20 protein-coding genes are annotated in these 26,903 nt (G+C 46.1%); 19 read left to right on the top strand and 1 reads right to left on the bottom strand.

Features of this window, described 5'->3' with window-relative positions; all coding sequences use genetic code 11:
• Positions 1 to 2: 2 nt before the first annotated feature.
• The 4 genes from JO943_RS07590 to JO943_RS07605 are packed head-to-tail and all read left to right on the top strand — an operon-like array spanning position 3 to position 4,922.
• Entirely contained in the window at positions 3 to 1,502 is a 1,500-nt protein-coding gene (locus JO943_RS07590; protein WP_202740430.1) for a UDP-N-acetylmuramoyl-L-alanyl-D-glutamate--2,6-diaminopimelate ligase, read from the top strand.
• 25 nt (positions 1,503 to 1,527) lie between these two features.
• Complete coding sequence (locus tag JO943_RS07595; RefSeq protein ID WP_202740431.1) at positions 1,528 to 2,925, top strand: UDP-N-acetylmuramoyl-tripeptide--D-alanyl-D-alanine ligase; 1,398 nt, start codon at positions 1,528 to 1,530, stop codon at positions 2,923 to 2,925.
• Positions 2,926 to 4,044 carry a phospho-N-acetylmuramoyl-pentapeptide-transferase gene (gene mraY / locus JO943_RS07600; protein WP_005227668.1) on the top strand — a complete coding sequence of 373 codons (1,119 nt, stop codon included), beginning with the start codon at positions 2,926 to 2,928 and terminating at the stop codon, positions 4,042 to 4,044.
• A 59-nt stretch (positions 4,045 to 4,103) separates the two neighbouring features.
• On the top strand, positions 4,104 to 4,922 hold the full coding sequence (locus JO943_RS07605; protein WP_202740432.1) for a putative RNA methyltransferase: 819 nt from the start codon (positions 4,104 to 4,106) through the stop codon (positions 4,920 to 4,922).
• Between the two features lie 16 nt (positions 4,923 to 4,938).
• Here JO943_RS07605 and ponA read toward each other — a convergent pair whose 3' ends face one another.
• A complete protein-coding gene (ponA, locus tag JO943_RS07610) occupies positions 4,939 to 7,533 on the bottom strand; it encodes a penicillin-binding protein PBP1a (protein ID WP_202740433.1) in 2,595 nt (864 codons plus the stop codon).
• Positions 7,534 to 7,696: 163 nt separating this feature from the next.
• Between ponA and JO943_RS07615 the strand changes: the two genes are divergently transcribed.
• The 15 genes from JO943_RS07615 to JO943_RS07685 all read left to right on the top strand — a co-directional run bounded on the left by JO943_RS07615 (position 7,697) and on the right by JO943_RS07685 (position 26,889).
• Positions 7,697 to 8,755: a pilus assembly protein PilM gene (locus tag JO943_RS07615; protein ID WP_005227665.1), complete on the top strand. Its 1,059-nt coding sequence runs from the start codon at positions 7,697 to 7,699 to the stop codon at positions 8,753 to 8,755.
• Positions 8,755 to 9,411 carry a PilN domain-containing protein gene (locus JO943_RS07620; protein ID WP_005227663.1) on the top strand — a complete coding sequence of 219 codons (657 nt, stop codon included), beginning with the start codon at positions 8,755 to 8,757 and terminating at the stop codon, positions 9,409 to 9,411. The genes JO943_RS07615 and JO943_RS07620 overlap by 1 nt, the downstream gene beginning before the upstream one ends.
• Positions 9,408 to 10,127: a type 4a pilus biogenesis protein PilO gene (locus JO943_RS07625; RefSeq protein ID WP_009506583.1), complete on the top strand. Its 720-nt coding sequence runs from the start codon at positions 9,408 to 9,410 to the stop codon at positions 10,125 to 10,127. Before JO943_RS07620 ends, JO943_RS07625 begins: the two co-directional genes overlap by 4 nt.
• A 3-nt stretch (positions 10,128 to 10,130) precedes the next feature.
• Positions 10,131 to 10,658 carry a pilus assembly protein PilP gene (locus tag JO943_RS07630; RefSeq protein ID WP_005227658.1) on the top strand — a complete coding sequence of 176 codons (528 nt, stop codon included), beginning with the start codon at positions 10,131 to 10,133 and terminating at the stop codon, positions 10,656 to 10,658.
• 61 nt (positions 10,659 to 10,719) lie between these two features.
• Positions 10,720 to 12,852, top strand: a complete 2,133-nt coding sequence (gene pilQ / locus JO943_RS07635) for a type IV pilus secretin PilQ (RefSeq protein ID WP_171070963.1) — start codon at positions 10,720 to 10,722, stop codon at positions 12,850 to 12,852.
• A 10-nt stretch (positions 12,853 to 12,862) separates the two neighbouring features.
• Positions 12,863 to 13,432, top strand: a complete 570-nt coding sequence (aroK, locus tag JO943_RS07640) for a shikimate kinase AroK (RefSeq protein WP_104021896.1) — start codon at positions 12,863 to 12,865, stop codon at positions 13,430 to 13,432.
• Positions 13,433 to 13,451: 19 nt separating this feature from the next.
• Positions 13,452 to 14,534, top strand: coding sequence for a 3-dehydroquinate synthase (gene aroB, locus JO943_RS07645; RefSeq protein WP_199973320.1), 1,083 nt, complete (start codon positions 13,452 to 13,454; stop codon positions 14,532 to 14,534).
• A gap of 19 nt (positions 14,535 to 14,553) precedes the next feature.
• Complete coding sequence (locus tag JO943_RS07650; protein ID WP_199949041.1) at positions 14,554 to 15,411, top strand: hypothetical protein; 858 nt, start codon at positions 14,554 to 14,556, stop codon at positions 15,409 to 15,411.
• Positions 15,412 to 15,872: 461 nt separating this feature from the next.
• Complete coding sequence (gene gltB / locus JO943_RS07655; RefSeq protein ID WP_202740434.1) at positions 15,873 to 20,354, top strand: glutamate synthase large subunit; 4,482 nt, start codon at positions 15,873 to 15,875, stop codon at positions 20,352 to 20,354.
• Positions 20,355 to 20,425: 71 nt separating this feature from the next.
• Complete coding sequence (locus JO943_RS07660) at positions 20,426 to 21,847, top strand: FAD-dependent oxidoreductase (RefSeq protein WP_004776047.1); 1,422 nt, start codon at positions 20,426 to 20,428, stop codon at positions 21,845 to 21,847.
• A 199-nt stretch (positions 21,848 to 22,046) separates the two neighbouring features.
• Positions 22,047 to 23,456 carry an MFS transporter gene (locus JO943_RS07665; protein WP_202740435.1) on the top strand — a complete coding sequence of 470 codons (1,410 nt, stop codon included), beginning with the start codon at positions 22,047 to 22,049 and terminating at the stop codon, positions 23,454 to 23,456.
• Between the two features lie 114 nt (positions 23,457 to 23,570).
• Complete coding sequence (locus JO943_RS07670; protein WP_032868557.1) at positions 23,571 to 24,461, top strand: metal-dependent hydrolase; 891 nt, start codon at positions 23,571 to 23,573, stop codon at positions 24,459 to 24,461.
• A gap of 178 nt (positions 24,462 to 24,639) precedes the next feature.
• Positions 24,640 to 25,230: a LemA family protein gene (locus tag JO943_RS07675; RefSeq protein WP_005227639.1), complete on the top strand. Its 591-nt coding sequence runs from the start codon at positions 24,640 to 24,642 to the stop codon at positions 25,228 to 25,230.
• Between the two features lie 37 nt (positions 25,231 to 25,267).
• Positions 25,268 to 26,335 carry a TPM domain-containing protein gene (locus tag JO943_RS07680; protein WP_202740436.1) on the top strand — a complete coding sequence of 356 codons (1,068 nt, stop codon included), beginning with the start codon at positions 25,268 to 25,270 and terminating at the stop codon, positions 26,333 to 26,335.
• The gene (locus JO943_RS07685) at positions 26,329 to 26,889 is read left to right on the top strand and encodes a TPM domain-containing protein (RefSeq protein WP_032873663.1); all 561 of its coding nucleotides are present in this window, start codon (positions 26,329 to 26,331) and stop codon (positions 26,887 to 26,889) included. The genes JO943_RS07680 and JO943_RS07685 overlap by 7 nt, the downstream gene beginning before the upstream one ends.
• Positions 26,890 to 26,903: the final 14 nt, after the last annotated feature.

Genomic DNA, 26,903 nt, shown 5'->3' on the forward strand with positions numbered 1-26,903 from the left:
TTATGTCGATTAGTTTTCAACAGATACATCCGATCAGCATTGATGCGGCTTGGTCTACCCAACCTTTTCAGGGTTTTTCTCTGGATAGTCGTAAGATTGAAAAGGGGCAGATTTTTATTGCCCTGAGCAGTTATAGCCAGCCAGAAAAAACACGCCAGTTTGCCCAGAATGCCTTAGATGCCGGGGCATTGGCGATCATTAGTGAAACGGCTTTAGGCTTTGCCAATGAGTGGGTGTGTCCTGAGGTTCGCTATCACATGGGCGAATGGCAAAAGCAATATTTGCAGGCAGTCGATCCGGTAGCGTCATTACGCGGTATTGCGGTGACGGGAACCAATGGTAAAACCACCATTTCTCGTCTGATTGCCGAGCTGATTAGCTCGCAAGGTCAAGGCTGTGCGGTGATGGGTACCACCGGTAACGGGATTTTACCCAACTTAACCCCATCTACACATACCACTTTAGATGCTTTGCAATTGCAACATGCGCTGCATGATTATGCCAAACAGGGTGCGCGTTTTGTCGCCCTGGAAGCCAGTTCACATGGTCTGGAGCAAGGCCGTCTCAACGGTTGTGAGCTTGAAATTGCGGTCTATAGCAATTTAAGCCGTGACCATCTGGATTACCACGGTACACTTGAGGCCTATGCTGAAGCAAAAGCCTTGCTGTTCAAATTTACGACTTTAAAAGCTATTGTGATTAATCTGGATGATGCGCATGCCCAAATCATGCTGGATGCAGCAAAAGCCAACCCGTCACAACCCAAAATTCTGACCTACTCTTTGACTCAAACAACGGCTGATTATCATATTGCTGATTTGCAGTATCGTTTAAGCGGGGCAAGTTTTACCCTGATCAGCCCAACCGGCGCCTATGTGGTACACAGCCCATTGCTGGGTCATTTTAATGTTGAAAACTTATTGGCCAGCCTGATTGCAGCCGAATATGCAGGTTTCGCACTGGCAGATCTGGTGCAGTTTGTACCGCAACTGCAAGGTGCCCCTGGCCGTATGCAGGTGATTCAGGATGCCGAGCGTCTATTTGTAGTGGATTATGCCCACACACCGGATGCCTTGATTCAGGTATTGACCACATTAAAACGTCATGTCACTGGACAGTTGTGGGCAGTATTTGGCTGTGGTGGCGATCGTGACCGTGGCAAACGTCCACTCATGACACAGGCCGCGCTTGATCACGCTAATCCGGTCATGCTGACCTCGGATAATCCACGAACTGAAAATCCTGAACAGATTTTTACCGATATGAAGCAGGGCATCGATTTTAGTGCACACGTCATGCATGAAATTCATGACCGCCGTGAAGCAATTAAATTTGCCGTAGCGCAAGCCCAAGCCGGAGATATCGTGGTGATTGCGGGCAAAGGCCATGAAAACTATCAGGAAATCGATGGCGTGCGGCATTGGTTTGATGATGTGGTTGAAGTGCAGTCTGCCATTGCTGCGCAATCGCATTCGCTACATTCTGCTTATCCTGTGCAATAGTGTGAAAAAAGGTAAATAAAAAACCATGCATACCTCAACAACCAGTACTGTTCCATTAGAAGCGTGGACAGCAGAACAATTACAACAAGCCACCCAAGGGCAGTGGTATCAGCAGAATATTCCGCAGGGTAAAATTAAGCGTATTTTGACTGATTCACGTCATGCCGAGGCTGATGATGCATTTCTTGCATTAAAGGGCGAGCGTTTTGATGCACATGATTTTGTCGCGCAAGTCGCTGCACAAGGTTGTCAGATTGCCATCGTAGAGCATCCTGTTGAGGCTGATATTGCACAGCTCGTCGTAAAAGATACACGTTTGGCGCTAGGTCATCTGGGAGCCTATCGCCGTCAGCAAAACCAGCAGTTGAAAGTAATTGCCTTGACCGGTAGTAGTGGTAAAACCACCACCAAAGAAATGCTGGGCAGTATTTTATCGCGTTTAGCACCGACCCTGATTACCCGTGGCAACCTGAATAATGATTTGGGGGTGCCGATGATGTTGCTGGAACTACGTCAGCAACATCAATATGCGGTGATGGAGCTGGGTGCTAGCCATCAAGGTGAAATTGATTACACCTCCAATCTGGTGCAGCCACATGTGGCAGGTATTTTGAATATTGGTACAGCGCACTTGGGTGAATTTGGTGGCCGCGAAGGTATTTGCCGCGCTAAATCAGAAATCTATGCGCATATTTTGCCGCAAGGTACCGCAATTATTCCTGCGCAAGATGATTTTGCAGCCACTATTCGTGAAAATGCCCAGCCCCATCCGACGCTGAGCTTTGGTGAAGGCGGTGATATTTTTGCGACAGAGATTCAGCTTCATCCTCAATCGGCACAGTTTAACTTGCATACACCACAAGGTGTTCGTGCGGTGAATTTGCCATTTGCTGGCGCGCACAATGTACAGAATGCCGTAGCAGCTACAGCATTTGCTTTAGCGCTGGGTATTGCACTGGATGATATTGTGCAAGGTTTAGAGCAAGCACAAGGTGCTAAAGGTCGTCTGAACTTTATCCAGCAGCACAATCACCTGTTTATTGATGATACCTATAATGCCAACCCGACCTCGATGCGTGCAGCAGCACAGGTGCTCTTGCAGCAGCAGGGCTTAAAAATCATGGTCATGGGTGATATTGGCGAACTGGGTGACAGTAGCTGGCAGGAACATCATGATCTAGGACGTGATTTATCGGCCTTGCCACTTGATCACTTGATTGTGGTGGGTGAGTTTGCTGCCGCAGCGCAACAAGGTTCATCTCATTCAGCAAAGCTACATGCCTTTGCAACACAGGCAGAAGCCTTACCGTTTTTAATTAATTTAGTCCACACACATCAACCCCAGTCAATGAGTTTCCTGTTCAAAGGGTCTCGTTATACCCATATGGAAACGTTGATGGCTGACTTGATGGAGAAAATTTAAATGTTGTTATGGTTATTTGAACAATTGGCGGACTATAACAGTTCGTTTCAGGTTGTTCGTTATTTAACATTGCGCTCTTTGTTGAGCTTACTGACTGCCTTGACGATTGGTCTGGCCTTAGGCCCGGTCATGATTCGCAAATTACAGGCACTCAAGTATGGTCAGGCAGTCAGCTCTTTTGCGCCAGAAAACCATGCCAAAAAAATGGGAACCCCTACCATGGGCGGGATCCTGATTTTACTCTCTATCGGGATCAGTACCTTATTGTGGGCGGATTTATCCAATCCTTACGTCTGGATCGTGCTTGGCGTGATGGTGGTGTTTGGTGCAGTGGGCTGGGCTGATGACTGGATTAAGGTGCGTTATAAAGATAATGCGGGCTTACCTGCGCGCAAGAAGTTTTTCTGGACTTCGGTGGCGTCTCTAGGAGCCGGTATTGCCTTATATGTGATTGCAAAACAGCAAGATAGCGCAGTGCATACCGCGAATATGCTGGACTTGCTGATTCCTTTCTTTAAGAACCTTTCAATTCCGTTGTCAGTATTCCCATTAGGTTTGGCATTTATTGTGTTTACTTATCTGGTGATTAACGGTGCATCGAATGCGGTGAACCTGACCGATGGCTTAGACGGTTTGGCAATTATGCCGATCGTAATGGTAGCAGCGGGTTTAGGCGTATTTGCTTATTTATCGGGTGATATCCGTTTCGCTGAATATTTACATATTCCTTATGTTAAATATACCTCTGAGCTGGTGGTGATCTGTTCGGCGATGGTCGGTGCCGGTCTGGCCTTCCTCTGGTACAATGCACATCCGGCACAAGTCTTCATGGGCGATGTCGGTGCGTTGGCACTTGGAGCGATGCTCGGTACCATCGCGGTGATGGTGCGTCAGGAAATCGTCTTTGCGATTATGGGCGGTGTCTTTGTAATGGAAGCCATTTCGGTATTCTTGCAGATCGGTTCATTGCGTATGCGTAACAAACGTGTGTTCTTGATGGCGCCTCTGCATCACCATTATGAAAAACAGGGCTGGAAAGAAACCCAGGTGGTCATCCGTTTCTGGATTATCACGATTTTCCTGGTCGTGTTAGGCTTAATGACCTTAAAATTACGTTAAACCAAGATTCAAGAAAGAAGCTGGTATTGACCAGCTTTTTTTATGTTTGGAGAAAATAGATGAGTTTGTTGATGTGTCCTGTTTGTCGCCAATCATTGAATTTGGTAGAGAACTCATGGCGTTGTGAACAAGGACATCACTATGATGTCGCAAAACAGGGCTATGTCAATTTACATGTGGTGCAACATAAACATAGCAAGTCACCGGGCGATACACCTGAATCGGTACTGGCGCGCCGTGAGTTTCTGCAAGCCGGTTTTTACCAGCCTTTACAGCAGGCGGTGGTCGAGATGCTGCAACAGCTTAAACCTGAAGCGGTACTGGACATTGGCTGTGGGGAGGGCTACTACACCAGTGCCATGCAGGCTCAGACCAAGCAATGTATTGGGGTGGATATTGCCAAGACGGCGGTACAGCGAGCAGCCAAGCTGAATGCAAAAGTGACCTGGGTAGTGGGAACGGGGGCTACCTTGCCTGTTCAGGACCATTGCATTGATTTGTGCACCAGTCTGTTTAGTCCTATTCCTCAAGATGAAATTATGCGGGTGTTACAACAGGATGGATATCTGATTGTAGTCACGCCTGCGCCACGTCATTTATATGATTTGCGTGCCGCCTTGTTTGAGCAGGTGAACCTGCATGAACCACAGAAGTTTGTGGAGCAGTTAGAAGCACAGTTTGAGCTCAAACAGGAACAGGTGGTGGAGAGTGTCATGTCGCTGGATCAGCAGGCTTTAAAAAACCTGATTGCCATGACACCCTATGCTTATAAGGCCAATCCCGAACGACGCAAACTGCTGGAACAGTCGTCACAATTCGCAGCAACGGCAGCCTTCCAGATTTATCTGTTCCAGAAAAAAAACAAGCCATCAATTTGATGGCTTGTTTTTTTTCTTATTGAATCTGATTAATCAGATTCTCAATTCCGTCACGCTCTTTTTGAGGTGCCGGATTGTTTGAGCCCATTGCCGGAGGCTGCTTCTTCGCAGGCGTGATTGGACGTTCCTCACCGACGCTTGGTGCTGTAGTGCCAGGCAAGTCAGAAAAGTCATTTTCGGTTGAACGCGTTGGCGCTGGTGGTGCTGGGCGATACATTGGACGAGCCAGCGGTGGCGAAGCACGATATTCTTTTTTGTCTTCGCTTTGCTGGATCTGTAACTTATCGCGCGAAATCGGATCTTTGGCATCTTTATCCAGACGTACCCATGCTGATGGTGTGTCTTTTAAAGACTGACCCATGAAGTTAGTCCAGATCGGAAGCGCAGCAACCCCACCATACTCACGACGACCCAGCGTGCGCGGCTGGTCAAAGCCCACCCAGGCCACAGCAACTAACTTGCCGTTAAAGCCTGCAAACCAGGCATCTTTGGCATCATTGGTGGTCCCTGTTTTACCGCCCAGATCATCACGGCCGATTTTCATCGCTGCACGTCCAGTACCGTGCTGGATTACATCACGAAGAATATTGGCCATATCATAGGCCGAGCTTGATTTCAGGATGCGTTGCGCCTGGCGGTAGTCACCATTTGGTTTGCTGGCCTGTGCAGTATCGGCAGCAGTCAGTTCAACATCAGATGCCGCATTGACATCATCCAGTGTCTCATTGGTAATTTCTTTGACGTCATCTTTTTTGCTTGCATCCGCCGTTGCTTGCTTCGCACTGTTATTTGCCGTGGCAATACATGGAATACATGCATATTCAGGCTTGGCTTCATAAATCACTTTGCCATACGCATCTTCAATACGGGTGATAAAGTGTGGCTGGATACGGTAACCGCCATTGGCAAATGTGGCATAACCGGTTGCCATCTGGATCGGTAATACCTGTGGCGTACCTAAGGCAATGGTATAGTTACGTGGAATCTGGTCATCTTGTAAACCAAAATCCATAAACAGTTGGCGGGCACGCTCGATGCCGACATTTTGTAATAAACGCACAGAAACCGAGTTTCGTGACAAATACAGCGCACGGCGTAACGGAATCATACCAAGATAGCGTCCATCGGCGTTTCTTGGTGACCATTTACCAATGGTAATCGGACTGTCATTCACCATGCTATATGGCGTCATACCACGTTCTAAAGCCAGTGCATACACGAAAGGCTTAATGGTCGAACCGGGTTGTCTCCAACCTTGTAAGGCACGGTTAAATTTTGATTGATAGAAGTTATAGCCACCTACAACGGCTTCAATTGCACCGTCATTCGGATTAATGGCAATGAGCTGGCCCTGTACTTTAGGTACTTGAGTCAAAGCCCATACCGTTTTGCCTTCATTTGGACGTAAACGCACAATATCTTTAACTTTAACAATCTGCGAAGCATTGGATGGCCCACCACCGACGCTATTGGCATTGCGATATGGTCGCACCCAAGACATGCCTGACCAGTTCACGGTTACGGTTGAGCCATCCTGCATCAAGGCTTCAAAGGAATTATTATTCACTTTGGTGACTTGCGCAGGGTAGGTGTTGGCATAAGCCATGAACTGTTTTAATGGTTTGTCATGTGCTTCTGGACCGCGCCAGCCATGACGACGGTCATAGGCTTCCAGTCCGTTTTGAATCGCCTGTTCTGCATAGCGCTGGCGGTTGCTGTCAATGGTGGTATAAACCTTATAGCCCGAATCAATCGCCTGTTCGCCAAAATGCTCAACTAATTCGGAACGGACCATTTCTCCGACATAGGGAAAAACGTTACTGACAGAGCGATCTACCATGTTGAGATTGATCGGCTCGGCAACAGCTTGCTGATATTGATTCTGGTTGAGATACCCCAGTTGCAGCATACGGCCTAAAATCCAGTTACGGCGCTCAAGCGCACGGTCTGGATTCACCACCGGATTATATTTTGACGGTGCTTTCGGTAAGCCTGCAATCATGGCCATTTGTGCGGTGGTCAGCTCATTCAGGTTTTTGTTGTAATAGATACGAGCTGCCGCAGCGATACCATAGGCATTTTTACCTAGGAAAATTTTATTGACATAGGCTGTCAGGATTTCCTGTTTGGTTAAGTTCTGTTCGATTTTTCGTGCCAGAAACACTTCCGTCAGTTTACGTCTAAGCGTACGGTCCGGACTTAAATAATAGTTTTTCGCAACCTGCATGGTAATGGTTGAGCCGCCAGTCTGCACATCCGAGCCCGTAACAGATTCAGTTAAAGCTCGCCCTAAGCCTTTAAAACTGATGCCGTTATGCTCAAAAAATGAGGAGTCTTCTGCTGCAAGGAAACCATGAATGAAGGTTGGAGGAATCTGTTCATACTTAACAGGAATGGAGAGTTTTCCGCCGTATTCCGCAATCAACTTATTATCAGCCGTATAGACCTGCAATGGTTTTAATAAAGGCGCTTTTTTTAATGAACTCATATCTGGCAATGATGGCGCGAGATAGAGATACATGCCATAAAATCCCATTGGAAGTGAGACTAAGATAATAATAATGATCAAAAAAAATGGGCGAACAATACCAGAACTGGATAGCTTTTTCATAATAAGTAAGTTTTAATAAGAGCGAATGGCAAACTAATTGTGGTCAGTATATCCTTTAGACATGCGGATTGTTAGATGAGTTATTGTATCCGTATCAATTAAAGACCAAAACAAAATTAGTATGTTGTATTTTTGGGGATAAAAAAATAAATAGGAAAGTACTGTGCTCAGGTTATATCGTAAACCAAATAAGGGGTTAGTGGGTGTCGATATTAGTTCGACAACTGTTAAGTTATTGGAGCTCTCTGTAAAGAACGGTAGATATTGGGTTGAAAGTTATGCGGTGATGCCATTACCTGAAAACAGTGTAGTGGAAAAAAGCATTCTGAACCCAGAGGCGGTGGGGGATGCGTTAGAGAGAGTGGTGAACCTTGCCAATCCTCACACCACCAATGTTGCAATCGCAGTGCCTACGTCTATGGTCATTAACAAGATCATAGAAATGGATGCTGACATGTCGGATGAGGAACGTGAAGTTCAGATCCGTATGGACGCTGAGCAATACATTCCGTTCCCATTAGATGAAGTGAGTCTGGATTTTGAAGTTTTACCGGATCGTTTGGCCAATCCAAACCGGGTAAACGTCCTGCTCGTGGCAACACGGACAGAAAATGTAGACACGCGCGTCGAAGTGCTTGAGCTGGCTGGCCTCACCGCGAAAATTGCAGAAGTGGAAAGTTACGCCATGGAGCGTGCTTTCAGTGTCTTTGCTGATACCTTGCCGATGGGTGCCAATACCGTGGGTATTCTGGATATCGGGCATACCATGACCACGCTGTCTGTAATGCAGAAAGGCAAAATTATCTATACCCGTGAGCAGGTCTTTGGTGGTCGTCAACTGACTCAAGATGTCCAAAGTCGCTATGGCTTGTCTTTTGAGGAAGCCGGTCGTGCCAAAAAAGAAAGAACCCTGCCGGATGATTATGATACCGAGGTGCTTGAGCCTTTCCTTGATGCCGTTGTTCAGCAAGCGGCACGTTCACTGCAGTTCTTCTTTTCATCCTCTCAGTTCAATGAGATTGATCATATTCTGCTTGCTGGCGGGAATGCCAATATTCCTGGTCTGGCCAAGCTGTTACAACAAAAGCTCGGTTACCGGGTGACCATTGCCAATCCATTTTTACAAATGGGTTTTTCTCCCCAAATTGATATTAAAAAAATTGAAAATGATGCCTCTTCATTAATGGTGGCATGCGGTTTGGCAATGAGGAGTTTTGATTAATGGCAAAGATTAACTTACTCCCTTGGCGTGATGAGCTAAGAGAACAACGAAAGAAACAGTTTGTCGCTTTTTGTGTTGGGGTTGCTGCATTAGGGGTTGCTTCGGTCTTTTCAGGCTGGATGTATTTTGATCATAAACTCAGTGATCAGGAACAGGCCAATCAGCTGATTGTGAGTACCAACCAGAATCTGGATACTCAACTGAAGGCACTGGATGGCTTGCAAGAACGCCGTAATGCGATTATTGAGCGTATGAAGCTGATTCAGGGTTTACAAGGACAGCGTCCGGTTACCGTACGTCTGGTGGATGAGCTGGTCCGGGTCACACCACCGACCATGTACTTAACCAAGTTCACACGCACCGGTGATAAATTCACGATTGAAGGAAAAGCAGAAAGCCCGAATACCGTGGCTGAACTGTTGCGTAACTTGGAAGCTTCGCCATGGTATCGCAATGCCTTCATGAATTCATTCCTGGCAGTGGATGAAGATAAAAACAAAGATAAAGCAGCAAGTTCGCTGGTTCCTCGGGTTGAGGAAAATTATGGCAGTTTTATTGTCACTGTCGATTTGGGTGAAATTGGTACAACGGCTGAAGCTGCACCCGCATCAGAACAGGCAGCATCAGGGGTAGTAGCAGTGGGGGCCGCGAAATGAACCAAGATGAATTGAATCAAGACAGCGTTGCGGTCAAGAAAAAGAAAATGACGGTCGAGCAGTTCTTCCAGCAATTTAATACGCTGGATATGAACAATTACGGCAGTTGGCCTTTATCTGTCAAAATTACCTGCTGGATTTTTGTGTTTCTAGCCGTGCTGGCGCTGGGTTATTTTGTGGTGATTAAATCTCAGCTCGAAGCGATTGAAAATGCTCAGGCCCAGGAACAGAGCTTGCTCAATGAGTTTCGTGAAAAAGATTCCAAGCTGCGTAACTTGCAGCAATATCAAGCGCAACTGCAAGAAATGGAAGCGAACTTTAATCAACAATTAGAGCAACTGCCAAAAGAGACAGAAATTCCAAGTCTGGTTGAAGACATTAACCTGACCGGAGTGAATTCAGGTCTGAAATTTAAAAATATCCGTCTGGAAAATGAAGTCAAGCAAGAGTTCTTTATTGAGCAACCGATCAGTATCGATGCGACAGGTGACTACCATGCCTTTGGTGCATTTGTTACCGGTATTGCGGCTTTGCCTCGTATTGTTACTTTGCATGACTTTACCGTAGAAGCAAAAGAAGATACCCAGAAAAAGTCGGATATTCCGGTGGTGAATTATACCGTGAAAGCCAAAACCTACCGCTATGTAGGGGCGGATGATCAGGCCAATGCCGCTGCGGCAGCGACAAATAATCCACCTGCTGCAGGAGGAAAATAAGCCATGAATAATTATAAATTACTACTGAGCTTGTTGCTTGGATTGGGGCTGGTGGGATGTGATTCGCGTATTGATGCAGTCAACCAGAAGATGGCTGAAATTCGCAATCAGCCGCCTTTACCGATTGAGCCTGCACCGGTATTTACACCTGTACCTTTATTTAACTATTCGGCACATCAGCTGAAAAGCCCGTTTATGCCAAGCTCTTTGGCGGCCGAGTTAAAGATTATGGCCGGTAAACGTGTATATCCGAACTTCAATCGTCAGCCACAACCACTAGAGAGCTATGCCCTCGAATCCTTAAATATGAAGGGAAGTATGCGTGGTAGAACCAATGCCACTATTGCTTTGATTCAAACACCAGATGGTCAAATCGAGCGCGTACAAGTGGGGAGTTATTTGGGGATGAATCAGGGGCGCATCATTAAAATTAGCCCGACGCAGATAGATTTGGTGGAAATCGTACCGGATGGACGAGAAGGTTATGTGGAAAGACCGCGAACACTCGTTCTGATCGGACCAGCACCATAAGATTAAAGGAATAACAATGAAAAAACAGTTTAAAGATTCTTTATTTGGGGAAGCGAAGACCATGAATCATGCATTCCGTCAATTTTCTATGGCTGCGATTACGCTTGCAGTGATGCAAGTGGCTTCGGCACAAGTCAGCATGACCAACATTGTGCCGATGAATTTGGCTGAACAAGGGACCGAGATCCGTGTCATGTTTAACGGGTTACCGCCGCAGCCACAAGCTTATCAGCTGGAACAGCCTGCCCGCTTGATTCTGGATTTTGATAAGGCACAACAGAGTTTAAAACAGACCTCTATTCCTGTATCTACCAATGAAGCAAGCTCTGTGGAAGTCGCGGCTGATGATCAGCGTTCCCGCGTGATTGTAAATTTAAAAGATGCAGGCGCCTTTACCACCCGTGTTGAAGGCAATACTTTTGTACTGAAAATCAATTCAGCCAAACCTGCTATGGCAACCCCAATCGCTGCTGTTCGTCAGGTTCAACAAGGGATTTCCAATATTGGTTTCCAGCGTGGCAATCAGGGTGAAGGTCTGGTGGTGATTGATTTGCTTGGCAATAACACGCCAGTCGATGTGCAACAGCAAGGCAGTAAAATTGTTGTGCGGACCATGGGCAATAAAATCCCTACTCATTTGGCGCGTCGTCTAAATACCAATGACTTTGCAACACCTGTTGCTAGTATCGATGCCTATAATGATAAAGGCAATGGCGTGGTAACGATTCAGTCTGCAGGCAGCTATGAATATATGGCCTATCAGGCAGAGAATAAACTGACCATCAGTTTAAAACGTCCTGAAGATAAATCGCCAACCAAGGCCAAGACCCAAACCTATACCGGCAATAAGATTTCTTTAGATTTCCAGGATATTGAAGTACGTCGTGTCTTGCAGTTGCTGGCTGACTTTACCGGTATCAATATGGTCGCCGCGGATACCGTACAGGGTAACATCACCTTACGTCTTAAAGATGTGCCGTGGGATCAGGCTCTGGATATTGTTCTGAAAACCAAGAATCTGGACAAGCGTCGTAACGGCAATGTGATCTGGATTGCACCGGTTTCAGAATTGATTAAGGCAGAGGAAGAAGAAGCCAAAGCGCAGGCGCAAAGCGTGAAACTGGCGCCGCTGCAAACCGAATATATTACCTTAAGCTATGCAAAAGCAGCCGATATTGAAAAGCTGATTACTCAAGGCAAAAATGCCAATACCAACAATGGTAATTCTTCTAATTCTATCAGTAATGACACCTTGGCGGGTGGCCTGTTAAGTCCACGGGGAACCATCTCGATTGATCCGCGGACCAATACCTTAATTGTGAATGATACTTCACAGAAGATTGACCAGATCCGTAAGATGGTTGATCTGCTGGATGTGTCGGTGAAACAGGTGATGATTGAAGCACGTATTGTCAGTGCCAGTACCGATTTTACCAAAGAGATGGGAGTGAAATGGGGCATCTTGTCGCAGGGGATTACCAAAAATAATGACCTGTTGGTCGGTGGTAGCGATACAACTCTATGGAACTTAAGAAAGCCTGAGAAAGATAGTGATACAGGGGGCTGGAAATATGAAATTGAACGTCCTGATAACCTGAATGTCGACTTGGGTGCAGTTACCCCTGGGGCAAGCCGTATTGCCTTTGGTTTGATCAGTCTTTCTGACTTTATGCTGGACTTGGAACTTTCGGCAGTACAGGCCGATGGTTATGGTGAAGTGATTTCGACACCGAAAGTCATGACTGCTGACAAGCAGGCGGCCAAAATTGAATCGGGTAAGAAAATTCCGTATACCTCATCAACGGGTGGTGGTGCGAATGCGGTGCCTAAAACAGAGTTTATTGACGCGACCTTGAGTCTGGATGTAACGCCAAGCATTACCCCTGATGGTAAGGTGATGATGAAACTGAACATTACCAAAGACTCGCAAAGTACCCCGACTCCGACAGGTCAGCTCACTATCAATAAAAACCAGATCGATACCAATGTACTGGTCGATAATGGTGAAACCGTAGTGCTTGGTGGTATTTTTGAGCAGGAAAATATCAGTTCTCAGGTCAAAGTACCGTTCCTCGGTGACTTGCCGTATGTCGGACGTTTATTCCGCCGTGACTTGAAAACAGACAATAAACGTGAACTGCTTATTTTTATTACGCCGAGAATTGTTAATGACACTTTGACCAGAAATCATTAATATATTTTCAATAATCGCAATTCATATAGGTGGCGCGTTGCCAAGCAAAGCGTTTGAAACCCTACCAAATATCTATTTGGTAGGGCCAATGGGGGCAGGAAAAACAACAGTTGGCCGGCATTTAGCAGAATTGCTAGGCCGTGATTTTATTGATAGCGATCATGAAATCGAACGTAAAACAGGTGCCACAATTCCATGGATTTTTGAAAAAGAAGGGGAAGTCGGATTTCGGTTACGCGAAACCAATGTATTGAATGACTTAACCTCTCGTCCATTATTGGTATTGGCTACAGGCGGTGGCGCAGTCACCCAAGTCAAAAACCGGGAATTTCTCAAACAGCGTGGTATCGTTGTCTATCTTTATACACCTGTAGAGTTACAGCTACAGCGTACCTATCGCGATAAAAATCGCCCTTTATTACAAGTCGAAAATCCAGAGCAAAAACTACGTGACTTATTGGCCCTGCGCGATCCTTTATATCGCGAAGTCGCACATTACGTCATCGAAACAAATCAAGGTGCGGCACGGGATTTGGCACAACGTATCTTGCACGTCATTTTATCTAAACAAGTTAAGTAATCGCTGGTTGGTTGTTATTATGCAAACGTTACATGTTGAGTTGGGTGACCGTCGTTATCCCATATTTATTGGCAGTCATTTAGACCCGAAAGCATTGCTTGAGCCGTATTTACATGGTCGACAAGTGATGCTGGTATCTAACTCAACAGTTGCACCTTTGTATTTACAACATTATATGGATGCCTTGATCCAGCTAGATAAACAGGTTGCGCAATGCATTCTGCCTGATGGTGAGCAATATAAAGATCTTCAGCATTTGAATCTTATTTTTGATGCTTTGCTTGAAGCCGGTTTTAACCGTGACTGTACCGTACTGGCCTTGGGCGGTGGAGTGATTGGCGATATGGCTGGTTTTGCCTCAGCCTGTTTCCAGCGTGGCGTTTATTTTGTGCAGGTGCCGACAACCTTATTATCACAGGTTGACTCCAGTGTTGGTGGCAAGACCGGGATCAATCATCCCTTGGGCAAAAATATGCTGGGAGCTTTCCAGCAGCCACAAGTGGTGCTGGCGGACATGGCACAGCTGGAGACGTTGCCAGATCGCGAACTGTCTGCGGGACTATCAGAAGTGATTAAATATGCCTTATTGGGTGATGTTGATTTTCTGGTCTGGCTAGAGCAAAACATGGATGGATTGATCGGACGTGATGCAAATTTACTGGCAGAAGCGGTTTATCGATCATGTGCTCATAAAGCGCGGATTGTGGCCAATGACGAAAAAGAGCAGGGCGAGCGTGCCTTATTAAACCTGGGGCATACCTTTGGCCATGCCATAGAATCTTATCTGGGTTACGGCACCTGGTTACATGGTGAAGCGGTGGCGACCGGTATGGTGATGGCAGCAGATTTATCTCATCGTTTAGGCTGGATTTCAGCCGAAGAGGTGCAACGTACAAAAAATATCATTCAACGCGCCAATTTACCGATATCATGTCCAAAAATTCCATTAGATGAATTCTTGGCTTATATGTCGCATGACAAAAAAGTCTTAAACGGTCAGTTACGTCTGGTTTTATTGAAAAGCTTGGGTCAGGCCGTCATTACCAAAGACTTTGACGTTGAGCTAATGAAACAATCTATTCTTGCGAATCAATCTGCATAATTAATTATTTGGGTAAAGCATGGCTGTGTCACGATCAATTTGGCAAAATATTCAACAATATAGCTGGCTGGTTTTTGCGCTGGCTTGTTTAATTGCTGCGTTGATATTCTGGGGCGTTACCGATACCAAGGCATTGGTGAAAGAGCAACAGCCCGCTGAAACCGAAGCACAGGTTCAGATTCAACCGGAAAAAGTGGCGGCGACTGCGCATCTGGGTGCACTCTCGGACGAAGTCAAACCTTTGGATCTGACTACACGCGTGGTGGTGGCCAATGACCATGCACCCGAATTCCGTGGCACCAAATATATGAAGGACCATCAACGTCAATGGACCGTGGAAATTTTCCGCAGTTCGGATGAGGCCATTATTAAAAACTTCTTGCTCAATCGTTCAGATCGCAAGAAGTTTGTGTATTTCCGTCTCAGCGGCGAAGATCAGGTCGAGCAATATGTGCTTACTTATGGTGCTTTTTCAAATGCAGAAGAAGCTACCCGTCAATTTGCACAGCTTAATCTGGCGCTGCCTGATTCGGTCAAACCTAAAGCGCAACAACTGTCGACCTATGCTGAATTGGTCAATGATTTGGGCGCTGATGAAATGAAATCGGCGTCCAATCAGCTTTATGCGGTTCAGCTCAGACCTGCGGCATTGCCAAAAGTTGATGAGACCCTGTTAATGAATCGAGCACCAGTAACGGGCAACCGGACGGCTGAATCATCCACTACAGTAAAAACCACGGTGACTCAACGTGATGCACAGGGCAATGTGGTAAATGTCAAACAAAGCCAATCTGCACCGCCTGCAGCAGCAAATGCTGAAAAAATAAAAGAAAATTCAGATTCTTCTAAACGAGAAGTCAGCGATCCATTTAATTAATGATGCACTAAAATTGTGCACATATGATTCTTTTTATAGCACCCTGATTATTTTTGGTGCACTTTTCAGACAGGGGCAAGTGGTTTGCCCCTTATAACTTAAAGTTATTTTAATTTTTTTAATGATTTAGTAAACCTAATTTTACATGGCATGTTTTTTGCATCCTTGTGGTGCTAATTTGTCTGCTCATTGCGCCTTTTGAAACTAAATGATTCATTAGTTTCGTGAAATGGAAAGTTTTTGTGCTTTACAAACTTTTTTGAGGGTGTAATAACTGAAAACACTTTAGATGGCGAAATGCACTGCGTCTTGAAAAAGAAAGGCGTATATTGCAAATCCGCCAGTAAAAATGTTTTCGCGAAGCATTGAACTTTAAATGAGTTGATCGGCAATATCGCAGAAAATGAATTGAATGTTTGTTGCTCGAAAGAGCCATGTTGAAAGAAGGGTACGCTATGCACATGCCATCGCCTAATACTGTAGCTCCCGCTCAAGGTTTATATCAGCCTGACGAGTTTAAGGATAACTGTGGTTTTGGTCTGATCGCCCACATGAAGGGTGAATCAAGTCATCATCTTGTAGAAACCGCGATTCACAGTTTAAGTTGCATGACGCACCGTGGTGGTATTGCCGCAGATGGCAAGACGGGAGATGGTTGCGGCTTATTATTGGCAATGCCAAAGCAATTTTTCCGTGACGAAGCAAAAAAACTGAGTGATATTACACTGAGTGAAATTTTTGCTGTAGGTACCGTATTTTTAAATGTAGATCCGGCATTAGCGCAACATTCCAAAAATATTTTAACCAAAGAAATTGAGTCAGATGGCTTACGCGTACTGGCTTGGCGTGTGGTTCCGACCAATAACGATGTCCTCGGTGAAATTGCACTGCAATCTCTGCCTGCATTTGAACAGGTCATTGTGAACTGCCCAATGGGGGTGAGTGAGGTTGAATTTAACCGTAAGCTTTTCCTGGCACGCCGTCGTGCAGAACAACAATTACAAAACGATCCGTCATTCTATGTGACCACGCTTTGCTCGACCGTAATCAGCTATAAAGGTTTGATGATGCCGGCTGCGATTGCTGACTTCTATACCGACTTGGCCGATGAGCGTTTAAAATCGCATATTGTAGTGTTCCATCAACGTTTCTCGACCAACACCTTGCCACGTTGGCCTTTGGCACAACCTTTCCGTTACCTTGCGCACAATGGTGAGATCAATACCATTACCGCAAACCGTAACTGGGCATTGGCACGTACCCCGAAATTTGCAAACCCGTTATTACCTGGCCTGACTGAGCTGAATCCGATCGTTAACCGGACCGGTTCAGATTCGTCAAGTCTGGATAACATGCTTGAAATTCTGGTCGGTGGTGGCATGGATCTGTTCCGTGCACTCCGTATGCTGGTTCCACCGGCATGGCAAAACGTTGAAACTCTGGATGCTGACTTACGTGCTTTCTATGAATTTAACTCGAAGCATATGGAAGCTTGGGATGGTCCGGCAGGTCTGGTGATCCAGGATGGTCGTCATGCGATCTGTATGCTGGATCGTAACGGCTTGCGTCCAGCGCGTTGGGTCATCACCAAGAATGATTACATTACCCTTGCCTCTGAAATCGGGGTATGGGGCTACGAGCCAGAAGATGTGGTGTCTAAAGGCCGTGTCGGTCCGGGTCAAATCCTGGTTGTTGATACCTTGACAGGCAAAGTGCTGGATACCAAGGATGTCAGCAATCACCTCAAGAACATGCGCCCATACCGTGAATGGTTGCGTGATCATGCGATTCGCCTACAGGCCAATCCACAGCTTGAAGAGCAACTGGTCGATCAAGGCTTAACCGGCGACAAGTTAAAAGCAGCGCAAAAAATGTTCATGGTGACATTTGAAGAGCGCGATCAACTGTTACGTCCGATCGCTGAAAGTGGTCAGGAAGCGGTTGGTTCAATGGGTGATGATACCCCAATGGCGGTATTGTCTCGTCAAGTGCGCCATGTATCTGACTATTTCCGTCAGCAGTTTGCTCAGGTTACCAACCCGCCAATCGATCCACTCCGTGAATCGATCGTGATGTCACTGGAAACCTGTTTAGGTCGTGAACAGAATGTGTTCGAACAAGGCCCGGAACATGCGGATCGTATCATTATTTCCAGCCCGGTCTTGTCTAATTCAAAAATGCAGCAGCTGCGTGATGTAGAGAAAGATCGCGAAGGCTATGGCGTAGTAGATATTGACCTGAACTATGCAGAAGCTGAAGGTTTACAGGCCGCGATTGAGCGTATCTGTGAAGAATCTGCACAAGCGGTTCGTGATGGTAAAACACTGATTGTATTAACTGATAAAAATTTCCGCGAAGGGTATTTGCCTGCAAATGCTGCCTTAGCAACAGGTGCGGTACATCACCATTTAATCAAGACCGGTTTGCGTACTGACGCGAACATTATGGTTGAAACCGGTTTTGCGCGTGATCCACATCAGTTTGCGGTATTACTTGGCTTTGGTGCGACTGCGGTTTACCCATATCTGGCCTATGATGTGATCAATGATCTGGTTGCGAAAGGTGAGCTACTGGGCGATCCAATTCAAGCGCAAGCCAACTTCCGTAAAGGGATTGAGAAAGGCTTACTGAAAGTTCTTTCTAAAATGGGCATCTCGACGGTTGCTTCTTATCGTGGCGGTCAGTTATTTGAAGCGGTAGGTCTATCATCTGAAGTGGTAGATAAATGTTTCCTCGGCGTGCCAAGCCGTATTCAAGGTGCAACCTTTGCCGATCTGGAAAATGACCAGAAGAAATTGGCGACCACTGCTTGGCAGAACCGTAAGCCGATTGATCAAGGTGGTCTGCTTAAATTCGTATTTGGTAAAGAGTACCATGCGTTTAATCCAGACGTGATCAATGCCTTGCATAAAGCGGTACGTTCAGGCCAATATCAGGACTTTAAAGAATACGCAGAACTGGTGAATAACCGTCCAGTGGCGACCATTCGTGACTTATTCAAGTTAAAAACCACTGCTGGAATTGCGCTTGATCAGGTTGAAACGATTGAAGACATCCTGCCACGTTTTGACTCTGCAGGTATGTCTTTAGGTGCATTATCACCAGAAGCACATGAAGCAATTGCGATTGCCATGAATACCATTGGTGGTCGTTCTAACTCGGGTGAGGGCGGTGAAGATCCTGCGCGTTATGGCACGATTCGTAACTCGAAAATCAAACAGATTGCTTCTGGTCGTTTTGGGGTAACACCTGCCTACCTGACCTCTGCTGAAGTGTTGCAGATCAAAGTGGCACAAGGTGCAAAACCGGGTGAGGGTGGTCAGTTACCAGGTGGTAAAGTGAATGGCTTAATTGCACGTTTACGTTACTCGGTGCCGGGTGTGACCCTGATTTCACCACCACCGCATCATGATATTTATTCGATTGAAGATTTATCACAATTGATCTTTGACTTGAAACAGGTTAATCCTCAAGCCATGGTCTCGGTCAAACTGGTCTCTGAGCCGGGTGTGGGAACCATTGCTGCGGGTGTTGCAAAAGCCTATGCCGACTTCATTACCATTTCAGGTTATGACGGTGGTACAGCGGCATCACCACTTTCATCGATTCACCATGCGGGTTCACCATGGGAATTAGGTCTAAGCGAAGCGCATCAAGCCCTCCGTGTCAATGACTTGCGTGGCAAGGTTCGTGTACAAACCGATGGTGGTTTGAAAACCGGTCTGGATGTGATCAAGGCGGCTATTTTAGGTGCAGAAAGCTTCGGTTTCGGTTCTACGCCAATGATCGCATTGGGTTGTAAATATCTGCGTATCTGTCACTTGAACAACTGTGCAACCGGTGTTGCAACACAGCAAGATCATTTACGTCAGGAACACTATATTGGTGAACCTGAAATGCTGATCAACTTCTTCAAGTTTATTGCAGAAGAAACCCGTGAATGGTTGGCTGCATTGGGTGTTGCTTCATTGAAAGACTTGATTGGCCGTGTTGATTTGCTTGAAGTTTTACCAGGTGAAACAGACAAACATGCCCATCTTGATCTCAGTGCCTTATTGACCTCACATCCTGCTGCTGAAGGTAAGGCGCAATATTGCCAGGTTCAGGGCAATGCACCATTTGATAAGGGTGTCTTGGCTGAGCAAATGGTAGCAGAAATGTTGCCGGCAATTGAGGCGGGTACAGGGGGTTCATTCAACTTCACTGTCGGTAACTGTGACCGTTCGATTGGTGCGCGTATCTCAGGTGAAATCGCCCGTCGTTATGGCAATCTGGGGATGGAAAACAATCCAGTGGTCATGAACCTGATCGGTACTGCAGGTCAGTCACTCGGGGTATGGAATGCGGGTGGTTTGCATATCAAGCTTGAAGGTGATGCCAACGACTATGTCGGTAAAGGTATGGCAGGCGGTCGTGTCTCGATCTTCCCGCCAAAAGGATCGCCGTTCCAAACCCAAAATACGGCTATTATCGGGAACACCTGCTTATATGGTGCGACTGGCGGTAAAGTCTTTGCTGCGGGAACTGCCGGTGAGCGTTTCGCGGTGCGTAACTCAGGCGCATTTGCCGTGATTGAAGGTGCAGGCGATCACTGTTGTGAATACATGACTGGTGGTGTGGTAACCGTATTAGGTAAAGTAGGCCATAACTTCGGTGCAGGTATGACCGGTGGTTTTGCGTATGTCCTTGACCTTGATAATGACTTTGTCGACTACTATAACCACGAACTGATTGATCTGAATCGTATCTCGACAGAGGCGATGGAAGACCATAAAGAAAACCTACTGCGTATTCTGGATGAGCACATTCAGGAAACGGGTAGTGCATGGGCTTACAAGATCCGTAATGAGTTCGACTTCTATAGTCGTAAGTTCTGGCTGGTGAAACCAAAAGCTGCTAATTTACAGACGCTTTTGAAAACTACCCAAGCCGATCCACAATAATTCCACGACTGCATAGACATAGGCAGGTGCAGAGATGAGGGACATCGCTGCGCCTACCCACGGAGAGAGACATGGCAGAGCGCCTTAATAATGACTTTCAATTTCTGGATGTAGCACGCCAAGATCCAGAGAAAAAAGATATTACTGTCCGCAAGGCAGAGTTTGTGGAAATTTATAAACCTTTTACTGCGGAAGTGGCTGCCAATCAGACCCATCGCTGTTTAGGGTGTGGTAACCCTTATTGTGAATGGAAATGTCCGGTACATAACTACATTCCAAACTGGTTAAAACTGATTGCAGAAGGCCAGATTTTTCAAGCCGCTGAATTGTGCCATCAAACCAACACCTTGCCGGAAGTCTGTGGTCGCGTATGCCCGCAAGACCGTTTGTGTGAAGGTGCCTGTACCTTAAACGACGGTTTTGGTGCAGTGACCATTGGTAATGCTGAAAAATATATCAATGATACTGCTTTTGCTTTGGGCTGGCGTCCAGACATGTCTGGCGTTAAGTGGACCAATAAAAAAGTCGCGATCATTGGTGCAGGCCCGGCAGGCTTGGGCTGTGCGGATATTCTGGCGCGTGGTGGTGTAAAGCCAGTGGTATTTGATAAACGCCCTGAAATTGGCGGTTTGCTCACATTTGGTATTCCAGAATTTAAAATGGAAAAAGATGTGATGAAGCGTCGTCGCGAAATCTTTACCGGTATGGGCATTGAGTTCCGTTTAAATACCGAGATTGGCGTTGATGTCACTATTGAACAATTGCTGGCTGAATACGATGCGGTGTTCATGGGCATGGGAACCTACACCTATATGAAAGGTGGTTTCCCGGGTGAAGACCTGAATGGTGTTTACGATGCATTAGACTTCCTGATTGCCAATGTCAACCGTTGCCAAGGCTGGGAAAAAGATCCAAGCGAATACATCAGTGTTGATGGCAAGAAAGTCATCGTATTGGGTGGTGGTGATACTGCGATGGACTGTAACCGTACCTCATTACGCCAAGGCGCGCACGATGTGACCTGTGCATATCGTCGTGACGAAAGCAACATGCCGGGTTCTGCACGTGAAGTGAAGAATGCTTATGAAGAGGGTGTCAAATTCCTGTTCAACCGTCAACCGATCGAGATTGTCGGTGAAAACGGTAAAGTGACTGGCGTTAAAGTCGTGACTACGCAAATGGGCGAGCCTGATAGCCGTGGTCGTCGTAGCCCTGAGCCTGTTCCTGGTTCTGAAGAAATCTTGCCTGCAGATGCAGTGTTGCTTGCCTTTGGTTTCCGCCCAAGTCCTGCAGACTGGTTTGGTGGCGCCAATGTAAGTTTAGATGGTTCAGGCCGAGTGGTTGCAGCGGAACAACAAGAGTTCAAGTTCCAGACTTCAAATCCAAAAATCTTTGCCGGTGGCGATATGGTACGTGGTTCTGATCTGGTTGTGACTGCGATCTGGGAAGGCCGTCAAGCAGCGGAAGGTATTCTGGATTATCTTGGCGTGTAAGCTCTTTTTCAGTATTTAAGTTTTAAATGCCCAAGCCTCATGCTTGGGCATTTTTTTATATGAATTACAGGCGTTGGATAAAAGCGATTGATGGTCAGCATCTATGCAATAAGTAGAATAATGAAAAGACTTGAATAAAAGCGCAATAAATTGCTATTCTTTAAATGATAATAATTCTCATTTTAAAGTAGATAAAATAATGACATCAAAACTTAATGACAGGCTTTTAATTGCGGCACTATATACCAGTACTTTTCTCTGCCTGGTTGATTTGAGCAGTGTCAATCTGGCTTTAACCGCAATTCAGACACAGTTCAATAGCCAGCTTGCCGATCTACAATGGGTGATTGATAGTTATGCTTTGAGCATGTCGAGCTTGATGCTCGCGGTGGGGGCGTTAAGCCAGTGGCTAGGACGTAAACGCTTGTGGTTGGCTGGTGTCGTGATTTTTATTTTCGGCTCGGTGATTTGTGCCGCAGCACCTGCTTTTAACGTATTGATTGTGGGACGCGTAATTCAGGGCATTGCAGGGGCGATGTTGATCCCCCTGACTTTGGCGATCATTGTGCATCATTTTACCCAAGTCGATCGCAAGGCACGGGAAATTGGCAACTGGAGTTCATTCAGTGCCTTTGCCTTGATTGTTGGGCCCTTGATGGGCGGCCTGATGGTACATTATCTGGGGTGGCAAAGTATTTTCTGGTTAAATCTGCCCGTTGGCTTGTTGGCATTGTTTTTAGGCTGGAAAGGCATTGTTGCCGATGAGCATCAGCAAAGCATAAGTTTTGACTATTTAGGACTGATTTATAGTGTAGTTGCAATTGCCAGCTTAACCTATAGCATCATCATGGTACAGCAAGCGCATATTGGCTATCTGATCGTCTTTAGTTTCCTGCTTTCGATGGTGTTTGCGCTGATTTTTATTCGACATCAGAACACGGCTTCGCATCCGCTCATTCCACGTCATTTATTCCATAACCGTATTTTTTTACGTTTTAACCTGATCTCCTTTCTGTTGGGATTTGCAGGCTATAGTTCCTTATTTGTTTTTGCCCTGTTTTATCAGGAGCAGGTGCATTTAAGTGCGGCCCAAGCCGGTTGGTTGATCGCCCCGCAATTTCTGATGCAGGCGGTGGTTTCTATTGGCTTTGGTCGCTTACAGCAAAGTTATGGCGTATTGCCCTTACTCAAAATGGGGTTGCTCATTTCGGGTATCGCCTTGATCGCAATGATCAGTTTCCAGAGTAACGCTTCTTATCTGTTGTTTATTGGTTTAAGCGGCATGCTGGGAGCTGGTATTGGCTTGATTGTCCCTAGTTCCAGTAGCTTGAGCTTGCATGCGGTAACGCAGGCAGATGCCAGTTTTGCTGCGGCAATTTTAAATATGCTCAGACAACTAGGTCTAACTTTTGGGATAGCAGTATTAGGTACGCTGACTGCATTTATGATCAAATGGGCGGTGACAAGCTTGCATTATTCTATGGCTCAAGCCCAGTTATTGGCCTTTCACAGTGTGGTCGCCATCATGGGGGGACTGTTTATTATAGGCATGCTGAGCTTGAGAAAAATTAAACCAGAAGAATGTGTCGCGCCTGTTTCATCGTCATAGACCGGTCATCATTTTGGTAGTTTTGGCAAATCTTCTAAGCTTTTTTGCCCTGTCCTAGAGTTTTTTACAGCGCAATACTCGAAGACGGACTATAAAATGAACAAGGTAATCACGATGGCACTTGCAAATGCGAATGTAGGAAAAAGCTATTTAAATCGTCCCAAGGCATTGGGGATTACTGTACGTCGTCTGCAATTTAACCCAGAAAAAATCAAACGTCATTATTTTGCCAATTCACCGGTGATGTCGCATCTGCTGACCGCACTGTCTTCCACTTTCCCGATTGGTGAGCAGTATTTTGTTAATAGTGTCCGCAATGTTCGAGACAAAGTAAAAGATCCCCAATTACAGGCACAAATTGCGGCTTTTATCGGGCAAGAAGCGATGCACTCCAAGGCCCATACCGAATTTAATGATGCATGGCGACGCGATGACTATAATCTAGACCGTTTTCAGGCGTGGCTGGCAAAACGCGATGAGCTGCTTCGCAATATTCATCCTAAATTACAGCTGGCCTTGACCTGTGCCTTTGAACATTTTACTGCCATGCTAGGCGGCTATATCCTGAAACATCCAGAAATTTTAAGCACACTGGATGAGGATGCCATGAAATTGTGGGTATGGCATGCGATTGAGGAAATTGAGCATCGTTCGGTTGCTTTTGATGTCTATCAGCAAGTCTATGGTGATGACCGTATCCGCCGTCTCCTAATGCGTAGCGTGACTACGGGCTTTGCCAGTCTGACTTTTTACGCCACGTCGCGGCTGATCTGGCAGGACAAATGGAAAAGTCTGCCTAAACTGGGGGGTAATCTGTTCGGAACCTATTTACTGGCGAAAATGTTAATCCAGCTGATTCCAGAATATTTGTCCTATTATCAGGCGGATTTTCATCCCGCAAAACATGATTACACGCAGTTGGTCAATTACTGGAAGGCACGTATGGCGGATGAGTATGACATGGTCAGCTTTCAGGAGGGCGCCCCACCCCAGTTGTATAGTTAAATTCCCTCTTAAAATAAAGTTTGCTTAGCGCGGCATTACATCAACAGGCTTGAGTAATGCCTTTTTTATTTAAACAGTCTCATTCATCAACTTTAATAAATGTTACACAGCAGGCAAAAAAATCCCATTACAATGAACTAACGCAAAAATATAAAGAAAAACTTGAGGATAAATTTTTATGAAAGTCATGAAACAAACCGCACTGGCAACCGTATTGGCAAGCACGCTTCTGTTCACAGGGTGTGGCTATAACACTTTACAAGTGAAAGATGAGGCGGTGAACGCATCTTGGTCTGAGGTACAGAACCAATATCAACGCCGTGCTGACCTGGTGCCGAATCTGGTCAATGTGGTAAAAGGCTATGCCAAACACGAAGAACAGGTGCTCACTGAAGTAACTCAGGCACGTTCGAATGTGGCGGGCTTGAAAGTCGATAAAGAAGTGCTGGAAGATCCTGCCTTATTTGAGAAATACCAACAGGCGCAAAGTCAATTAACCGGTGCATTGTCACGTCTGATCGCCGTTTCGGAAAACTATCCTGACCTGAAAGCCAATGAACAGTTCCGCGATCTTCAGGCGCAGCTTGAAGGCACTGAAAACCGTATTGCGGTTGCGCGTAACCGTTATATTACAACGGTTCAGGACTATAACGGCTATGTGCGTCAATTCCCTCAAGCCTTGACTGCTAAAGTAATCGGCATGAAAACCAAGGAAAACTTCAAGGCAGAACAGTCTGCCCAACAGGCACCAACAGTTTCATTTAATTAAGTTCTGAAATTGTTTTTGAATGCTGGGGAGTGACCGTATGTTCGCAATGTTAACGCAAAGATTAAAACAGCAGCTCGGGGCTGCATTGTTGCTGGTGTTTGCGACATTTTGTTTTCAACATACGGTCTGGGCCGAGGTTGCAACCGCAACGGATCAAAGTGATCTGGTGGTTGCAGGCAAAATTATTCAGGAACAGCAAAACAATAAAACCGCACCTGCAAGCAGCACGAATACTGAAACACCAGTATTGCCTAAAGTCGCCGATGATATGGCGGAGGGTGAGTCCATTCGTGGCTTACCCACATTAAACCAGCCCGTGATTGACCAGGCTAAAATCCTGAGTGATGCAGAAATGCAGCAGCTCAATCAGAAAATTCTAAGTCTGTACCAGCAAGGGAAGGCCCAAGTCGGTGTAATTATCGTGCCGACCACCGGGCAGGAAGCGATTTTTGATTTTGCCCTGCGTGCTGGAGAAAAATGGCAACTGGGTTCAGCCAAACGCGATAACGGTTTGCTGATGGCAATTGCGGTAAATGACCGTAATATCCAGATTTTGACCGGTTATGGTCTGGAAGGGGTACTGCCAGATCTGGTGCTGAGCCGGATTATTCGCAACCAGATTACGCCTTATTTTAAACAGGGCCAATATGCACAGGGTATTTCAGCGGGTTTAGATGAAATCACCCGTATTGTGAATTTAGACCCTGAAATTGCCCAGCAGGCGGCTCAAGAGTTGAAAGACCGACATGAGCAGGCCTTACATGCGCAGCAAGCCAAAGACAATACCCTCATGATGGCCTTATTTATCCTGATTGCGGGTGTGGTCGGCTCATTTATTATCGGCAAGCGCTTAAGTGCCTCAACCGCCGCCGTGGCAGCAACGGTTGCTGGCTTGGTCAATGGTGCAGGTCTGGTGATGAGTTTGTTACTTGGTGTCGGGGTGTTCTTTTTATTGATTACTTCATTGGCACAGCTGATTTTCCAGATGTTCTTATCAGGTGGCGGCCGCGGAGGCGGTGGTGGTGGAGGTTTTGGCGGCAGCGGCGGTGGCTATAGTGGCGGCGGTGGTAGCTTTGGCGGGGGAGGAGCATCAGGCTCATGGTAACCAAGACAGATACAACACAGATTATTACCCAGCCGAAACTGGAAGAGCATGTGCAACCGAGTTTAAAACGCTGGTTCAAGCATTTTCTCTATGTCTCATCGGCGCATCGTTATTTTAGCAAGCAGGACCGAACCGAGATTGCCAAAGCGGTACAGCAGGCAGAAAAAGGCCATGTCGGTGAAATACAGGTGGTGATTGAAGGGCATATCCCATGTTCTCAAGCCTATCAGCAAAATACCCGCTTACGCGCGCAGCAACTATTTGCTGAACTGGGTGTCTGGGATACTGAACTGAATAGCGGTGTATTGCTGTATTTGAATCTGTGCGAGCGTAAAGTTGAAATCGTGATTGATCGTGGCTTAAAGAACGCGACCCAGACTGAAATCTGGAACGGCATTTGTCAAAGTATGGTGTTGTTACTGGCCCAGAAGCAATATCTGCAAGCGGTGACTAATGGGGTGACTGAAATTGGACAGATTCTAGATCAGTATTATGTAAAATCAGACCTGAATGATCAGAATGAACTGCCAAATGAGCCGATCATTTTAAATTAAGTTCGGTTTTTAAT

The sequence above is a fragment of the Acinetobacter sp. 'aerobic (ED)' genome, assembly GCF_904886855.1.
In the GTDB taxonomy this organism is placed as follows: domain Bacteria; phylum Pseudomonadota; class Gammaproteobacteria; order Pseudomonadales; family Moraxellaceae; genus Acinetobacter; species Acinetobacter courvalinii.

Bases quoted from the DNA above. Each gene is read 5' to 3' on its own strand.
- JO943_RS07590 (WP_202740430.1), top strand. From the start codon at position 3: ATGTCGATTAGTTTTCAACAGATACATCCGATCAGCATTGATGCGGCT.
- JO943_RS07595 (WP_202740431.1), top strand. From the start codon at position 1,528: ATGCATACCTCAACAACCAGTACTGTTCCATTAGAAGCGTGGACAGCA.
- mraY (WP_005227668.1), top strand. From the start codon at position 2,926: ATGTTGTTATGGTTATTTGAACAATTGGCGGACTATAACAGTTCGTTT.
- JO943_RS07605 (WP_202740432.1), top strand. From the start codon at position 4,104: ATGAGTTTGTTGATGTGTCCTGTTTGTCGCCAATCATTGAATTTGGTA.
- ponA (WP_202740433.1), bottom strand. From the start codon at position 7,533: ATGAAAAAGCTATCCAGTTCTGGTATTGTTCGCCCATTTTTTTTGATC.
- JO943_RS07620 (WP_005227663.1), top strand. From the start codon at position 8,755: ATGGCAAAGATTAACTTACTCCCTTGGCGTGATGAGCTAAGAGAACAA.
- JO943_RS07625 (WP_009506583.1), top strand. From the start codon at position 9,408: ATGAACCAAGATGAATTGAATCAAGACAGCGTTGCGGTCAAGAAAAAG.
- JO943_RS07630 (WP_005227658.1), top strand. From the start codon at position 10,131: ATGAATAATTATAAATTACTACTGAGCTTGTTGCTTGGATTGGGGCTG.
- pilQ (WP_171070963.1), top strand. From the start codon at position 10,720: ATGAATCATGCATTCCGTCAATTTTCTATGGCTGCGATTACGCTTGCA.
- aroB (WP_199973320.1), top strand. From the start codon at position 13,452: ATGCAAACGTTACATGTTGAGTTGGGTGACCGTCGTTATCCCATATTT.
- JO943_RS07650 (WP_199949041.1), top strand. From the start codon at position 14,554: ATGGCTGTGTCACGATCAATTTGGCAAAATATTCAACAATATAGCTGG.
- gltB (WP_202740434.1), top strand. From the start codon at position 15,873: ATGCCATCGCCTAATACTGTAGCTCCCGCTCAAGGTTTATATCAGCCT.
- JO943_RS07660 (WP_004776047.1), top strand. From the start codon at position 20,426: ATGGCAGAGCGCCTTAATAATGACTTTCAATTTCTGGATGTAGCACGC.
- JO943_RS07665 (WP_202740435.1), top strand. From the start codon at position 22,047: ATGACATCAAAACTTAATGACAGGCTTTTAATTGCGGCACTATATACC.
- JO943_RS07670 (WP_032868557.1), top strand. From the start codon at position 23,571: ATGGCACTTGCAAATGCGAATGTAGGAAAAAGCTATTTAAATCGTCCC.
- JO943_RS07675 (WP_005227639.1), top strand. From the start codon at position 24,640: ATGAAAGTCATGAAACAAACCGCACTGGCAACCGTATTGGCAAGCACG.
- JO943_RS07680 (WP_202740436.1), top strand. From the start codon at position 25,268: ATGTTCGCAATGTTAACGCAAAGATTAAAACAGCAGCTCGGGGCTGCA.
- JO943_RS07685 (WP_032873663.1), top strand. From the start codon at position 26,329: ATGGTAACCAAGACAGATACAACACAGATTATTACCCAGCCGAAACTG.